This window comes from Bradyrhizobium sp. 62B, from assembly GCF_030272265.2.
Taxonomy (GTDB): Bacteria; Pseudomonadota; Alphaproteobacteria; order Rhizobiales; family Xanthobacteraceae; genus Bradyrhizobium.
Genome location: NZ_CP092841.2, coordinates 6489156 through 6502043 on the forward strand (window position 1 = coordinate 6489156; position 12888 = coordinate 6502043).

Annotated in this window: 10 protein-coding genes and 1 pseudogene; 6 read left to right on the forward strand and 5 right to left on the reverse strand. The window is 65.5% G+C overall.

Translation table 11 applies throughout. The annotated features are described in order from the left end of the window. Nucleotides 1-92 precede the first annotated feature (92 nt). Nucleotides 93-308: a hypothetical protein gene (locus tag ML401_RS31115; protein WP_285807955.1), complete on the forward strand. Its 216-nt coding sequence runs from the start codon at nt 93-95 to the stop codon at nt 306-308. 96 nt (nt 309-404) lie between these two features. Here ML401_RS31115 and ML401_RS31120 read toward each other — a convergent pair whose 3' ends face one another. Next, nucleotides 405-2255 (reverse strand): ABC transporter ATP-binding protein/permease, encoded by a 1851-nt coding sequence (locus ML401_RS31120; protein WP_285807956.1) that lies wholly within the window; start codon nt 2253-2255, stop codon nt 405-407. A 197-nt stretch (nt 2256-2452) separates the two neighbouring features. Here ML401_RS31120 and rpmE point away from each other — a divergent pair, with 197 nt between their 5' ends. Beyond that, complete coding sequence (rpmE, locus tag ML401_RS31125) at nt 2453-2680, forward strand: 50S ribosomal protein L31 (RefSeq protein WP_008137002.1); 228 nt, start codon at nt 2453-2455, stop codon at nt 2678-2680. 156 nt (nt 2681-2836) lie between these two features. Here rpmE and ML401_RS31130 read toward each other — a convergent pair whose 3' ends face one another. Together ML401_RS31130 and ML401_RS31135 are read right to left on the reverse strand one after the other, a co-directional pair. Continuing rightward, nucleotides 2837-3346, reverse strand: coding sequence for a DUF1465 family protein (locus ML401_RS31130; protein WP_018318720.1), 510 nt, complete (start codon nt 3344-3346; stop codon nt 2837-2839). Nucleotides 3347-3856: 510 nt separating this feature from the next. Continuing rightward, nucleotides 3857-4048, reverse strand: a complete 192-nt coding sequence (locus tag ML401_RS31135; RefSeq protein WP_194404414.1) for a DUF1192 domain-containing protein — start codon at nt 4046-4048, stop codon at nt 3857-3859. A 117-nt stretch (nt 4049-4165) separates the two neighbouring features. Here ML401_RS31135 and ML401_RS31140 point away from each other — a divergent pair, with 117 nt between their 5' ends. Then, on the forward strand, nt 4166-5164 hold the full coding sequence (locus ML401_RS31140) for an NAD(P)H-quinone oxidoreductase (RefSeq protein ID WP_285807957.1): 999 nt from the start codon (nt 4166-4168) through the stop codon (nt 5162-5164). A gap of 139 nt (nt 5165-5303) precedes the next feature. Beyond that, nucleotides 5304-8180: an EAL domain-containing protein gene (locus tag ML401_RS31145; RefSeq protein ID WP_194404416.1), complete on the forward strand. Its 2877-nt coding sequence runs from the start codon at nt 5304-5306 to the stop codon at nt 8178-8180. A 138-nt stretch (nt 8181-8318) separates the two neighbouring features. Here ML401_RS31145 and ML401_RS31150 read toward each other — a convergent pair whose 3' ends face one another. Beyond that, entirely contained in the window at nt 8319-8582 is a 264-nt protein-coding gene (locus ML401_RS31150; protein ID WP_194404417.1) for a hypothetical protein, read from the reverse strand. Nucleotides 8583-8736: 154 nt separating this feature from the next. Between ML401_RS31150 and ML401_RS31155 the strand changes: the two are divergent. Beyond that, a pseudogene (locus ML401_RS31155) lies at nt 8737-10232 on the forward strand (diguanylate cyclase). Between the two features lie 107 nt (nt 10233-10339). On the opposite strand, the gene ML401_RS31160 reads toward ML401_RS31155, so the two are convergent. Continuing rightward, nucleotides 10340-11218 (reverse strand): UTP--glucose-1-phosphate uridylyltransferase, encoded by an 879-nt coding sequence (locus tag ML401_RS31160; protein ID WP_194404419.1) that lies wholly within the window; start codon nt 11216-11218, stop codon nt 10340-10342. A gap of 231 nt (nt 11219-11449) precedes the next feature. Here ML401_RS31160 and ML401_RS31165 point away from each other — a divergent pair, with 231 nt between their 5' ends. Further along, entirely contained in the window at nt 11450-12835 is a 1386-nt protein-coding gene (locus tag ML401_RS31165; protein ID WP_212067895.1) for a lytic murein transglycosylase, read from the forward strand. Nucleotides 12836-12888 lie beyond the last annotated feature (53 nt).

A 12888-nucleotide genomic window follows, 5' to 3' on the forward strand; every position in this document is an offset into this window, starting at 1 on the left:
TCCAGCGGGCGTGAGGCCCGTCACGCAGGGATCCAGGAACGTCTGCTAGTCGTTGATGCAGAGCAGCGATGACAAGCGGATGGAGACGAGCGATGAGGCTGCGCGATTGGGCTCAAGGTTCCTCGGTCTTTCTGGCCGTCATCGTCGCCGGATATGTGTCGACGAGCTATGTCGACCAGCGCTTTGCATCGATCGGGACGCATGCTCCGGCGAACGGCCCTGCCCCGACCACCTGCGTCGGCGAGGACGGCAGCTGGAAGAACTGGCCGTGGCCGAACGTGCCGACGCTGTCGCCGAAGTGCCCCTAGGGACGGCGTGCTCCGCACCGAATATCGAAAAACAACCCCATGCACAGTAGCCGGCGCAAGCAAAATCAATAGCTTACGCGCTGCCCTGGCGGAGCCTCACGCCCCTTCGAACTGCAGCCGTGCCAGCCGCGCGTAAAGTCCGTTCGCGGCGACGAGCTCGGCATGGGTGCCCTGCTCGACGATCCGGCCCTGGTCCATCACCAGGATGCGGTCGCAGGACAGCACGGTGGCGAGGCGGTGCGCGATGACCAGCGTGGTGCGGTGGCGCATCAGCTCTTCCAGCGCGGTCTGCACCAGCGTCTCGCTCTCGGCATCGAGCGCGGAAGTCGCTTCATCGAGCAGCAGCAGCGGCGCATCGCGCAGGATGGCGCGCGCGATCGCGATGCGCTGGCGCTGGCCGCCTGACAGCGTCACGCCGCGCTCGCCGAGCGGCGTCTCGAAACCTTCCGGCAGGCGGCGGATGAATTCAGCGGCATGGGCGAGCTCGGCGGCGCGCTCGACCTCGGCATCGGTCGCATCGGGCCGGCCGAAGCGGATATTTTCGCGGGCGCTCGCGGCGAACACGTTGGATTCCTGCGGCACCAGCGCGATGCGCGAGCGGAAGTCGCGGGGATCGGCGGACTTGACCGGCACGCCGTCGAGCGAGATCGCGCCGCTGAGCGGATCGTAGAAGCGCAGCAGCAGGTGGAAGATCGTGCTCTTGCCGGCACCGGACGGACCTACGATCGCGACCTTCTCGCCGGGCCGCACGGTGAACGACACGGCATCGAGCACATTGACGTCGCGCCGCACCGGATAGGCGAAGCTCACCTGATCGAAGCCGACCTCGCCGCGTGCCGGCACAGGCAGCGCGCGCGGAGCCGCAGGGGCCTTGATCTCGGGCTTCACATGCAGGATCTCGAACAGGCGCTCGGCCGCGCCGGATGCCGACGAGACCTCGCCCCAGACCTCGCTGAGCTGGCCGAGGCCCGCTGCCGCGAACACCGCATACAGCACGAACTGACCGAGCCGGCCCGGCGAAATCGCGCCTGTGAGGACGTCATGCGAGCCGATCCAGAGGATCGCGACCACGCTTGCGAACACGATGAAGATGATGATGGCCGTGAGCACGGCGCGCGCCTGGGTCGAGGTGCGCGCGGCCTCATAGGCCTGCTCGACCTCGCCGCCGAAACGCTTCTCGGCGAACCCTTCGCTGGTATAGGCTTGCACGGTGCGGATCGCGCCGACCAGCTCGCCCGCATAGGCCGAGGCCTCGGCGAGCGTGTCCTGCGCGTTGCGCGACAGCCGGCGCACCCAGCGCCCGAAGGCGACCAGCGGCAGCACGATCAAGGGAATGGCCAGCAGCACGAAGCCCGACAGCTTCGGGCTCGTGATCACCATCATCGCGGTAGCGCCCAGGAACATCATCAGATTGCGCAGCGCGATCGAGACGGAGGCGCCGACGGCCGATTTGAGCTGGGTGGTGTCGGCGGTGAGCCGCGAGATCAATTCGCCGCTGCGCGCGGAATCGAAGAAGGCGGGAGACAGCGAGAGCAGATGCGCGAAGACGTCGCGCCTGAGGTCGGCGACGATGCGCTCGCCGATCGTCATCACCAGGTAGTAGCGCGCGGCGCTGGCGAGCGCGAGCACGCCGACGACCGCGAGCATCACCGAGAAGTAGCTGTTGATCAGCTCGATGCCTTCGGGCGTCAGGCCGAAATCGATCATCCGGCGCACCGCGATCGGCACCAGCAGCGTGGTCAGGGCCGCGACCGTGAGCGCGACGAAGGCCAGTGCCGCCCGGCCCCGATAGCGGCTGACATAGGGCGCCAGCGCGAGCAGCGGCCGCAGCTTGGCACGGCCCTTGGCCGGCTCTTCGATCAGCTCGGCTTCGATCGAGGTTGTGTCCGCGGCGTTCATTCCGGGCTGATCGACATATTGGCCATCAAGCCGTTCCACTGCGCTCATGAGATCCGACCCATTGCATTCGTTTGCTCCCAATAGGCCGGTGCAACAGTAGTGGCAAATCCGGGATGTCCCTTAGGGGCAAACCCGGTTCACCGCGCAAGCCCGGCTTGTTTTACGGGGTTTCGTGGGGTATAGAGCCGGCCAAATCCGTCATTCGCGAGCCACCAGAACAGGCGCCGGGCGCCGAGGAATTTGCCATGAAAGCCGAAATTCATCCGAATTATCATACGATTAAGGTCGTGATGACCGACGGTACCGAGTACCTGACCCGCTCGACCTGGGGCAAGGAAGGCGACACGCTGAACCTCGACATCGACCCGAAGTCGCACCCGGCCTGGACCGGCGGCAACGCCCAGATGCTGGACCGTGGCGGCCGCGTCTCGCGCTTCCAGAAGAAGTTTTCGGGCTTCCTCAAAAAGGATTGATCCGGCCCGCAAGGCTGGAGACGGAAAACGCCCCCGGAAAGCCGGGGGCGTTTTTGTGTTTTTGGGACTGTCGTTCCGGGGCGATGCGTAGCATCGAACCCGTAACCTCGATTCCGGGTTCGGCTCTACGAGCCGCCCCGGAATGACAACGCGGCGTTACCTTTCGAACGCGGCCTTCAGCGCGTTGAGATGCGGCACCAGCGGATTGCCGATCGCAATGTGCTCGGCCGGCGGGGTGTGGATGGTGGTGTCGAGGCGGCGCACGCGGGTCTGCAGGCTCATCGAGCGATGGATCAGGTCCTGGAGCTGCGAGGGCAGCTTCTCGATGGTGTCGGTGGGGCCGGGATCGGCGGCGCTGAGCTTGACCTTGGTCTTCTCGCGATTGGCCTGGCTCAGCGTCATCTCGCCTTCCTTCACCGCGCGGTGCAGCAGCAGCCAGGAGGCGAGCTGCATCAGGCGGGTGGTGAGGCGCATGCTCTCGGTTGCGTAGGTCAGGCTGACGGCACGGTCGAGCGCCTTGGCCTCGGTGCGGCCGGCACCGTCGAGATAGGCGGCGGTCTCTTCGACGAGGTCCATGCCCTCGCGGAACAGGACGCCGAACGCCGCAGAATTGGTGAACCGCTCGCTGAGTTGAACGAGAGCGCCGTCGGCCTGCAAACGTTCCATGGTTAACGCCTCTTACGCAACTGTTTGACTGTCCGGCTTTGGCGCCGGCTTATGATGAATAAATCATTGCGCGGGCGGGACGCCGAGTCCAGTGACAAGAGCGGATATGGTTTCCGCGGGTCATTCCCAGGAATTCAACCGCAACGGGATGCAAAAAGCAAAAAAAGAGCCGCCGGAGACCGGCGGCTTTTAAAGTTGATAACAGGGAGGCGTCAAACAGAGTGGACAGGAGCCACTCGGTGTCCAAACGAGGACAGTTCCAGTCATAAAGTGAAAAGCTTAATCCGGAGTAAACGAGCGAATTTTTTGAGAGTTCGTTAGCCATGTCGGCCAGTGGCCGAGCAAGTCTCGTGCCCCGGACGCGGTGCGGCACGAAGTGCTGCTCTGCTGAGCCGGGCTCAGTTCTTTGGCAGATGCGTGGGGTGAGGCGTGGGTCCCGGCTCTGCGGAGCGGCGCGCTGGACGATGCTTCGCATCGCCAAGGCCGCACCGCGTTCGGGACACGAGATCGCTACTTCTTGAAGAAATGATCCGCCGCATCGCGCGATGCGCGCTTCTTGGTGGCGGCTTCTTCCAGCCTGACGATCTCGGTCTTGAGCAGCGTGACGCGCTCGGTCAGTTCCTCCACCGACAAGAGTGAGAGATCCTGTCCGATTTCGTGCGTGATCTTCTTGCGCGGGCGGTCGTCGTCTTCCATTGCCATCGTCGTTCCTCCTCTCGTCCGCGGACCGGACCCCACGTCTGAGGCGGTTGCCAGCCCGGACCGCTCTGGCTAAGCAAAGGCCTCGTTTCCTCCCGCACCTTTGCTCAAGGACACATCATGGACAAGCTGCCCGCGCAAATGACCGTGGTCGCCATCTCCAAGCCCGGCGGACCGGAGGTGCTGATTCCTGAGCAGCGCAGCGTTCCGCAGCCAGGACCGGACGAGATTTTGGTCAGGGTGCAGGCCGCCGGCGTGAACCGGCCCGACGTCGCGCAGCGCTCCGGCGCCTATCCGCCGCCGCCCGGCGCCAGCGACCTGCCCGGCCTGGAGATCGCTGGTGAAGTGGTCGCGGTCGGCAGCAACGCCAAGCGGCACAAGATCGGCGACAAGGTGATGTCGCTGGTCGCCGGCGGCGGCTATGCGCAGTACTGCATCGCCCAGGACGCCCAGGCGATGAACGTGCCGCCGGCGCTGTCGATCAAGGAAGCCGGCGCGCTGCCGGAAACCCTGATGACCGTCTGGCACAATGTGTTCGAGCGCGGCGGCCTGAAAGCCGGCGAGACGCTGCTGATCCACGGCGGCTCCTCCGGCATCGGCACCATGGCGATCCAGCTCGCGAAGGCGTTCGGCGCGAAAGTGTTCGTCACCGTGGGATCGCAGGACAAGATCGACGCCTGCCTCAAGCTCGGAGCCGACCGCGCCATCAATTACAAGACGGAAGACTTCGTCGCCGTGGTCAAGGAAGCGACCAACAAGGAAGGCGTCAATCTGATCCTCGACATGGTCGCCGGCGAGTATGTCGACCGCAATTATGATGCCGCCGCGGTGGACGGCCGGATCGTGCAGATCGCAACCCTCAACGGGCCCAAGGTCAGCGTCAACATCGCCAAGGTGATGGTCAAGCGCCTGACCCATACCGGCTCGACCCTGCGCCCCCGTACTAATGCGGACAAGGCGGCGATGGTGGCCGCAATCGAAGCGAAAGTGATGCCGCTTTTGCGCGAAGGCCGCGTCAAACCGCTGATGGACAGCGCTTTCCCGCTGGAAAAGGCAGCCGATGCGCATCGGCGCATGGAGACGAGCGCACATATTGGCAAAATTGTGTTGGAGGTCTAGGCCGCCGGCCCACAGGGCGAGGCGGAAACCCTTTGATTTTCCTCGCTTTCGTGGCATCTATCGCGACGCACCGAACCACGTTCGTTCGGTCTGAAATCGTCTTCACCGAAGAGTTTGCGTCGAACGCGGAGAACTGACCTTGCGTCTGATCAGGTGCCTCGCGCCCATCGCGCTGGGCCTCATGATGCTCGTTGCCGCGTCTCCTGCACGCGCGCTCGACGCCGTCAGCGTTCGCAGTGACGCGCCCGCGATCGACCTCACCGGCGTGCTCGAGCATCAGCGCAGCGATGCCGATCGCATCCAGGTCTCCACCGCGCCCGGCACCGACGGCATCGTCCGCCGCATCGAGGTGCGCGCCCGCGAGGGCGGCCAGAACTGGGTGGTGTTCGCGCTCGCCAACAACACCGATGATCAGCTCGACCGCCTGATCGTCGCCCCGCATTACCGCATCGTCTCCTCAGGGCTGTTGTGGCCCGACCTCGGCCTGTCGCGCATCGCCACCATCACGCCCTCGACCGGCGACCGGCCGGAGCGGCAAGAAAGCCCGACCGCCGACGTCTTCCGAGTCACGCTCGACCCCGGCGCCGTCATCACCTTCGTCGCGGAGCTACGCACCGACAAGCTGCCGCAGCTCTATCTGTGGGAGCCGGAAGCCTACAAGGACAAGGTCAACTCGTTCACGCTGTACCAGGGCATCGTGATCGGCATCTCCGGCTTGCTCGCGTTGGTGCTGACCATTCTGTTCGTGGTGAAGGGCAGCATCATGTTCCCGGCCGCCGCGGCGCTGGCCTGGGCGGTGCTGGTCTATATCGGCGTCGACTTCGGCTTCTGGGGCAAGGTGCTCGACATGTCGAACAACGCCGAGCGCATCTGGCGCGCGGCGGGCGAAGCGATATTGGCGGCGACGCTCTTGGTGTTCCTGTTCGCCTATCTCAATCTCAGCCGATGGCATGTGCGCTATTCGCACATCACGGTGGGCTGGCTCGCCTTCCTGGGGTCGCTGGTCGCGCTCGCTCTGTTCGATCCGGCCGTCGCCTCCGGCATCGCGCGCATCTCGCTGGTGCTGATCGCCTTCGCGGGCTTCGCGCTGATCGTCTATCTCTCCACCCACGGCTTCGACCGCGCCGTGCTGCTGATCCCGACCTGGTTCCTCCTCGTGGTCTGGGTGGTCGCGGCCGGCATGACGGTCGCCGGCTCCGTCACCAACGACATCGTCGGCCCTGCCCTGCTCGGCGGCCTCGTGCTGATCGTGATGCTGATCGGCTTCACGGTGATGCAGCACGCCTTTGCCGGCGGCGGCGCCTCCACCGGCGTCGTCTCCGACATCGAGCGGCGGGCCCTGGCGCTGGCCGGCTCCGGCGACCTGATCTGGGACTGGGACGTCTCCGCCGACAAGGTTTTCACCAGCCCCGAAACGGAAGCCTTGCTCGGCCTCAAGCGCGGCACGCTGGAGGGGCCTGCGGCCTCCTGGCTCGAGGTGCTGCATCCGCTGGACCAGGACCGTTTCCGCGCCGCGCTCGACAGCGTGCTCGACCAGCGCCGCGGCCGCCTGGTGCAGGATTTCCGCCTGCGCACGCCCGATGGTCACTTCATGTGGTTCGCGCTGAAGGCGCGGCCGGTGGTCGGCTCGGACGGCGAGGTCTCGCGCGTCGTCGGCACGCTCACCGACGTCACCGAGCTGCGCAACGCCGAGGAGCGCCTGCTGCACGATTCCGTGCATGACAACCTCACCGGCCTGCCCAACCGCAAGCTGTTCATGGACCGGCTCGGCGCAGTCGCGCATTTCGCGAAGACCATGCCGACGCTGCGGCCGACGCTGATGGTGATCGACCTCGACCGCTTCAAGCAGGTCAACGATTCCGTCGGGATCGCGGTCGGCGATTCCATCCTGCTGACGCTGGCTCGCCGCCTCACCCGCATCCTGAAACCGCAGGACACGCTGGCCCGCATGGCCGGCGACCAGTTCGGCCTGATCCTGCTGTCGGAGCAGGACCCGGCCCGCATCACCGCCTTCGCCGAGACCATCCGCAAGACCATCCGCGCGCCGATCGCCTTCAACGACCGCGAGATCTTCCTGACCGCGTCGATCGGCCTCGCGCTCTCCGATCCGCAAACGCAGCTCACGGACGAGATCATCAAGGACGCCGAGCTTGCGATGTATCATTCCAAGCGCATCGGCGGCGACCGCATCGATGTCTACAAGCCGGCGATGCGGGCGCGGAAGACCGATCGCCTGACGCTGGAGAGCGAGCTGCGCCGCGCCATCGAGCGCCAGGAGCTGACGATCCTGTATCAGCCGATCGTGCGGCTGGAGGATCGCTCCGTCGCCGGCTTCGAAGCGCTGGTGCGCTGGGATCACCCGAAGCTCGGACGCATGGCGCCGTCGGAGTTCATCACCATCGCGGAAGAGACCGGCCTGATCGTCGACCTCGGCATGTTCGTGCTCGACCAGACCGCAAAGCAGCTTTCGGTGTGGCAGCGCGCGATGCGCTCGCGCGAGCCGATCTTCGCCAGCGTCAACGTCTCGTCGCGGCAATTGCTGCGCCACGACCTGATCCACGACATCCGCACCGTGCTGTCGCGCTCCTCGGTGGCGCGCGGCACGCTGAAGCTGGAATTGACGGAATCGCTGGTGATGGAGAACCCGGAGCACGCGGCGCAGATGCTGACGCGGATCCGCGAGCTCGGCACCGGACTGTCGCTCGACGATTTCGGTACCGGCCATTCCTCGCTGGCCTATCTGCAGCGCTTCCCGTTCGACACCATCAAGATCGACCAGTCCTTCGTGCGCACCACCAACCGCGGCACCCGGCCGGTGATCCTGAAGTCGATCATCGCGCTCGCGCACGACCTCGGCATGGACGTCGTCGCCGAGGGCGCCGAAACGGATTCGGACGCGGTCGAGCTCTACCAGATGGGCTGCGAATACGCCCAAGGCTTCGCCTTCGGCGAGCCGATGGATGCCGATGCCGCGATGCGGCTGCTGACGGAAGTGCGGCTGGAAGCGGCGAGCTGATCTTCTTCCTTCTCCCGGGTTGTCTCCGCGAGTTCAACCGCAAGAGATTGGCTCGCGGAGAGAACCCCTCACCCGTCTCGCCGCTGCCCGGCGAGCCACCTCTCCCACAAGGGGAGAGGGGAAGAGTGTGCCGCTGCGCTACCACCGCCTCTGCGGCTTGCGCTTTGTGAACCGCACGCTCGTACCATCGGGCATCCGCGTCGCGACGAAGCCCGCGGCGAGGCAGGCTTCGCGCTGCGGCATCTGGATGTCGGGGCTGCGCAGGCTGTCCCACCACGAGGCACGATTGGCCGCGCGCGGCAGGGCCGCGCCGATGATCTCTTCGATCTGCTCGAAGCTCAGCACCAGCTCATCCTGCTTCTGCCGCATCAGATAGTCGCGCAACGCGTCGTAGTCGTTCACATCAGTCCTCTTGTCCGAAACCGGGTCTGCTCACACCGGGCCTGCCCAAAAACGTGGGCTGCGTATACCGATTCTTAACTCACTACGGCAGCTCCGTCCTGCCTTAAACACTGCTCAAGCTTTCGGGCGCATCCACTAATACCGGGAGCAAGCGATGTTGTCTGGATGGCGCGACCTCATGGCCCGCCGGCCGTGGCGGATTTCGGCGAAGCTGCTGATCATCTCGTCCGTGGTGACGGTGATCGGCTTTTCCGCCATTTGCGTCAACGTGATGCTCGACATGCGCCGCGGCGAGGAGGCGCTCGCCCGTCAGACGCTGGAGAACCTCGCGACGACCATCCAGTCCGACGTCAGCCGCAACGTCGAGATCTACGACCTCTCGCTGAAGGCGGTCGCCAGCAACATGCTGCTCCCGAGCTGGCGACGGTGTCGAAGCCGGTCCGTCACCTGATCCTGTTCGATCACGCGACGACGGCGAGGCATTTCGGCGCCATCCAGGTGTTCGACCCCGAGGGCAGGCTGGCCATCGACGCCTCCACGCTCGATCCCCTCCCGGAGAACCGGAGCGAGGAAGACTATTTCAGGGTCCATCGCGACAATCCCGAGGCCGGGCTCTTCATCAGCCGCCCGATGCTGTTCCGCGGCGCTTACTCGATCGTGCTGAGCCGGCGCATCAGCGACACCGACGGTGGATTCCTCGGCGTCGTCGCCGGCTCGATCCGCTTCAGCTATTTCCACGAATTGTTCGAGCGGCTGAACCTCGACCCCGAAGACACCATTACCGTCCTCAAGCGCGACCGCACCATCATGATGCGGCGGCCGTTCGATCTCGACATCATCGGCACGAACCTGAACGACCGCCGGGCCTGGAAGGCGGACAACCTCCCGGTCGGCGCCGCCTATTCCGGACAGGGCCCGGTCGATCCGACGCCGCGGCTCTATGTCCGCAGCGCCGACAGCGGACCGCTGTTCGTGGTGGCGGGCAAGCCTCTGGCCGCGGTTTTCGCGCTCTGGCAGAAAGAGGCGTTTCGCATCGGCGCCGTGGTGCTGGTGCTCGCGCTGTTCGTGCTGGGATCGACCCTGGTGCTGGCGCGGGAGATCGGCCGGCGCGCGGAGGCCGAGCGCAAGCTCGAGGAGATGGCGACGACGGACGCGCTCACCGGCCTGAAGAACCGCCGCAAGTTCGATTCCGTCATCGACGTCGAATGGCGGCGCGCCATGCGCCAGAAGGCGCCGGTCGCGCTGCTCATGATCGATGCCGATCACTTCAAGGCCTACAACGACACGTTCGGCCATCAGGCCGGCGACCAGGTGCTGGTCGGCATCGCCATCTGCATTTCCGATTCGGTGAGCCGGGCCGGCGACTGTGCCGCGCGCTATGGCGGCGAGGAATTCGCCGTGCTGCTGCCGAACATCTCGGCCGCCGACGCCTTCAAGGTCGCCGAGGCGATCCGCACCAAGGTGCAGGGCTGGTCCGATGAGCAGGTGATCTTGACGGTGTCCTGCGGCGTCGCCAGCCTCATCCCCACCGCCGGCATGGACTGGTCGGTCCTGGTCGCCGCCGCCGACAAGGCGCTCTATGCGGCGAAAGCGGGCGGACGCAATCAGTCGGTGGTGGCGAGCCTGCCGAAGCTGTCGCTGGTGGCGTGAGGCGCTACGCCGCCGTTATTGAACGCGACGCAATCCGCCACACCACCGGTGTCGTCCATGCCTAGTGCGCAATTGCGCACGGGGCGCAGGGACGACGGCGTGGGTGGCTATGACTGCCCCAGATATTTCTTCATCTCCGCGATCAAGCCGTCGCGCAGCTCCGGCCGCTTCAGGCCGTAGGCGATGTTGGCGCGCAGGAAGCCGGGCTTGGAGCCGCAATCGTGGCGCTCGCCCTCGAACTCGACGCCGTAGAATTTCTGCGATTTGGCGAGGCCGATCATGGCGTCGGTGAGCTGGATCTCGCCGCCGGCGCCGCGCTCCTGCGTCTCCAGGATCTTGAAGATCTCGGGCTGCAGGATGTAGCGGCCGGTGATCGAGAGGTTGGAGGGCGCGGTGCCCTTGGCCGGCTTCTCGACCATGCCGTCGACCTCGAACATCTTGCCGCTGCGCTTGCCGACGCCGCAGATGCCGTATTGATGGGTGAGATGGTCGGGCACCGCCTCGACCGCGACCAGATTGGATTTCTCGCCGAGCGAGGATGCCATCTCGATCATCTGCTTGAGGCAGCCGGGCGTGTTGAGCACGAGCTCGTCGGGCAGCACGACGGCGAACGGCTCGTTGCCGACGATGTCGCGCGCGCACCAGACCGCGTGACCGAGGCCGAGCGGCGCCTGCTGGCGGGTGAAGCTGACGGCGCCGGCTTCGGGCTGGTTCTGCGCCAGGATGTCCTGCTCGGCCTTCTTGCCGCGCGCCGCAAGCGTCGCGTCGAGCTCGAACATCCGGTCGAAATGATCTTCGATGACGTTCTTGTTGCGGCCGGTGACGAAGACGAAGTGCTCGATGCCGGCTTCCCTCGCCTCGTCATAGACGTACTGGATCAGCGGCTTGTCGACGATGGTCAGCATTTCCTTCGGCATCGCCTTGGTGGCGGGCAGGACACGGGTGCCGAGGCCGGCGACGGGGAATACGGCTTTGCGAATTTTCATGGGATTGTTCGAATACCTGGGGGCAGATGGAACGAAGCTGGAAGCGGAGCCAAGAATGGAGCAATGGCATCTTGCTAGCCTGTTTGCAGCCGCCAACAAAGGCGGATGTGGGGCCTCATCCGCGCAGAGTTAAGAAAAAGGCCGCCACCAAAATTTCACCTTTGTTAAGCTATTGGCAACCGTAACCAGGCCTCCTCATGGCGGATTTTTGAACAGCCCGACGGGTGGGACATGATGCGATCGGTGGCAGGGCAAGCAAGACGGGCGGTATCCGCAACGGGCGCAATGATGATTGCGGCCGCTTTGCTGCTGCCTGCCGGCGCGCATGCCCAGGCGCAGAACGGCCTGTCCAACCTGTTCGGCGGCATCTTCTCCGGCCCCAATCCTGCGCCGTCGCAAGCCCCGGCGAGCTCCGGCGGCCCCCAGCCCTGGAGCGGCGAGGACGGCGCCTCCGGCCATCCCTTGATGACGGCTGCGGCGATCCGCGAGGCCGCCGGCAATTTCAATAATTGCGTCGCCGGGATGTGGCCCGATGCCGCACGACGCGGCGTCACGCAGGAAAACTTCCAACGCTTCACGGCGGGCCTCAGCCCCGATCTGCGCATCATGGACCTCATGGATTCGCAGCCGGAGTTCACCAAATCGATCTGGGACTATCTCGACATCCTCGTGAACGACAACCGTCTCGCCAAGGGCCGCGAGGTGCTCGTCAAATACAAGGCGCAGTTCGACGCCACCGAGAAAGCCACCGGCGTCGACCGCTACATCATCGCCTCGATCTGGGGCATCGAGTCCAATTACTCGACACAGATGGGCGACCGCAGCGTGCTGCAATCGACCGCGACGCTTGCCTGCATCGGCCGCCGCCAAGCCTATTTCAAGGACGAGTTTCTCTCGGCGCTCGAGATCGTCAACCGCGGCGATCTCAGGCCGGAGCAGATGCGCGGCTCCTGGGCCGGCGCCTTCGGCCCGACCCAGTTCATGCCGACCGCGTTCAAGCGCTTTGCCGTCGATGGCGATGGCGACGGCCGCCGCGACGTCGTCGACAATCCGACCGACCTGATCGCCTCCACCGCCAACAATCTGAAGAAGGACGGCTGGCAGGCCGGCCAGACCTGGGGCTTCGAGGTCGTGGTGCCGCAGGGCTTCAACTACATGCTGGCCGACCGCGCCAAGGCGATGCCGATCGCGCAATGGGAGAAGCTCGGGCTGAAGCGGGCGACCGGACAGCCCTTCCCGCATCCGGCGGAGAAGGCCTATCTGCTGGCGCCGGCGGGCGCGCAGGGGCCGGGCTTCCTGATGCTGCAGAACTACCGCGTCATCATGAAATACAACCCGGCCGAGGCCTATGCGCTGGCCATCGGTCATTTCGCCGACCGCCTGCGCGGCGGCCAGCCCTTCGTGCAGCCCTGGCCGCGCCAGGAGCGCGAGCTGTCGCGCACCGAGCGGCTAGAACTGCAGCAGCTGCTGGCCCAGCGCGGCTTCTACAAGGGCACCCCCGACGGCCAGTTCGGCGGCCAGACCCGGGAGGCCCTGCGTAACTTCCAGGCCTCGATCGGGGTGCCCGCCGACGGATTTGCCTCCTCCGACGTGCTGGACCGGCTGCGCGGACGGTAAAATCGCCCCGAAAGTAACCCTGAACAGGGATTTCGCCCGCCGACCTTGACGGA

Excerpts from the sequence above, each read along its gene's own strand:
- ML401_RS31115 (WP_285807955.1), top strand. The coding sequence starts at position 93 with ATGAGGCTGCGCGATTGGGCTCAAGGTTCCTCGGTCTTTCTGGCCGTC.
- ML401_RS31120 (WP_285807956.1), bottom strand. The coding sequence starts at position 2,255 with ATGAGCGCAGTGGAACGGCTTGATGGCCAATATGTCGATCAGCCCGGA.
- rpmE (WP_008137002.1), top strand. The coding sequence starts at position 2,453 with ATGAAAGCCGAAATTCATCCGAATTATCATACGATTAAGGTCGTGATG.
- ML401_RS31130 (WP_018318720.1), bottom strand. The coding sequence starts at position 3,346 with ATGGAACGTTTGCAGGCCGACGGCGCTCTCGTTCAACTCAGCGAGCGG.
- ML401_RS31135 (WP_194404414.1), bottom strand. The coding sequence starts at position 4,048 with ATGGCAATGGAAGACGACGACCGCCCGCGCAAGAAGATCACGCACGAA.
- ML401_RS31140 (WP_285807957.1), top strand. The coding sequence starts at position 4,166 with ATGGACAAGCTGCCCGCGCAAATGACCGTGGTCGCCATCTCCAAGCCC.
- ML401_RS31160 (WP_194404419.1), bottom strand. The coding sequence starts at position 11,218 with ATGAAAATTCGCAAAGCCGTATTCCCCGTCGCCGGCCTCGGCACCCGT.
- ML401_RS31165 (WP_212067895.1), top strand. The coding sequence starts at position 11,450 with ATGATGCGATCGGTGGCAGGGCAAGCAAGACGGGCGGTATCCGCAACG.